This window comes from Burkholderia sp. TSV86 (genome assembly GCF_001522865.1).
Classification (GTDB): Bacteria; Pseudomonadota; Gammaproteobacteria; order Burkholderiales; family Burkholderiaceae; genus Burkholderia.
The window spans coordinates 1-1113 of sequence record NZ_LOWB01000029.1 but is presented as its reverse complement, the minus strand read 5'-3'; the positions used below and the strand labels follow the sequence as shown (position 1 = coordinate 1113).

Annotated in this window: 2 protein-coding genes; both read left to right on the top strand. The window is 63.8% G+C overall.

The genetic code is table 11. From position 1 onward, the window contains the following. The first annotated feature begins 266 nt into the window (after positions 1-266). The gene (locus WS68_RS04925) at positions 267-527 is read left to right on the top strand and encodes a type II toxin-antitoxin system RelB/DinJ family antitoxin (RefSeq protein WP_059569732.1); all 261 of its coding nucleotides are present in this window, start codon (positions 267-269) and stop codon (positions 525-527) included. Next, positions 527-799, top strand: coding sequence for a type II toxin-antitoxin system YafQ family toxin (locus WS68_RS04920; protein ID WP_059569731.1), 273 nt, complete (start codon positions 527-529; stop codon positions 797-799). Before WS68_RS04925 ends, WS68_RS04920 begins: the two co-directional genes overlap by 1 nt. Positions 800-1113 lie beyond the last annotated feature (314 nt).

Below are 1113 nucleotides of genomic sequence, written 5' to 3'. Positions count from 1 at the left end.
TCAGCGCTTGATTCATCGTTCACATCGCAGCTTCATTGACGCACTCAGCATACCACCCGCCTTATTGCGACAGAACCCAATTGTACGTGCGAACCCGGTCGCGGCCGGGTTTTTGTGGCACACGTTCAATGCCGCTAATTAGATTATCGGCATTGCGTTTCAGGGCTCAAATCCGCCTAGTCCCCAGAAAATTTCCGTTTCACCCTTGAAATGTGGCTACAATCGGCTACAATGGAGACGTTCTCTCAGTCTTCGAGGTCCCGCCCATGGCCACCCCCGATACCGTCGTGCGCGCGCGCGTGTCGCCCGAACTGAAGCAGGAAGCCACCGACGCGCTCGCCGCGATGGGCCTGTCCGTGTCCGACTACATTCGCATGGCGCTCACGCGCGTCGCGCGCGAGCGCGCCGTCCCGTTCCCGGTCGAGGTGCCCAACGCCGCCACCCGGGCGGCCATGGCCGAACTTGACGCCGGCGGCGGCCATCGCTACGCGTCGACCGACGCGATGTTCAAGGATCTCGGCATCTGATGCTCGAGCCGCGTCTGTCGAACGCGTTCAAGCGAGATGTGAAACGCGCGCAGAAGCGCGGCAAGGACACCACCAAACTGCGCCGGCTCATGCAGTTGTTGCTCGACCAGCAGCCGTTGCCGCCGACGTATCGCGATCACCCGCTCAAAGGGGCGTGGGCCGGCTACCGCGATGCCCACGTCGAGCCCGATTGGCTCCTGTTGTATCGCGTCGAACCGCGCGCGATCTACTTCGTCCGAACTGGCACGCACGCGGATCTGTTCGGCGAGTAACGCCCCGATGACGATGCCCGCACCGACCACCCCGTCACGCAATCCGCCATGCATCCCGATCAACTTGCCGAACTGCGTGCGCTGCTCGAACAGCACGTCGCCCACAAAACGGTTCCTCGCCCCGACCCGACGCCCGCTCGGCCGACACGCCCGGGGGCATCGCCCCGCTCGGCCAAAGGCGATCAGACCCGCGTCGATCCGGCGCGCGCGGCCGTGGCGCCGGCCTGCACGCCCCCGGGTTCTGTCGCAATAAGGAAGCCTGTCGATAAGCGGTCTCGGAATGATCAGGATTCCTCAGAAGGCCAACGAATAAA

What these genes read in the sequence shown, in the direction of transcription:
- WS68_RS04925 (WP_059569732.1), top strand. Translation starts at nt 267, where the DNA reads ATGGCCACCCCCGATACCGTCGTGCGCGCGCGCGTGTCGCCCGAACTG.
- WS68_RS04920 (WP_059569731.1), top strand. Translation starts at nt 527, where the DNA reads ATGCTCGAGCCGCGTCTGTCGAACGCGTTCAAGCGAGATGTGAAACGC.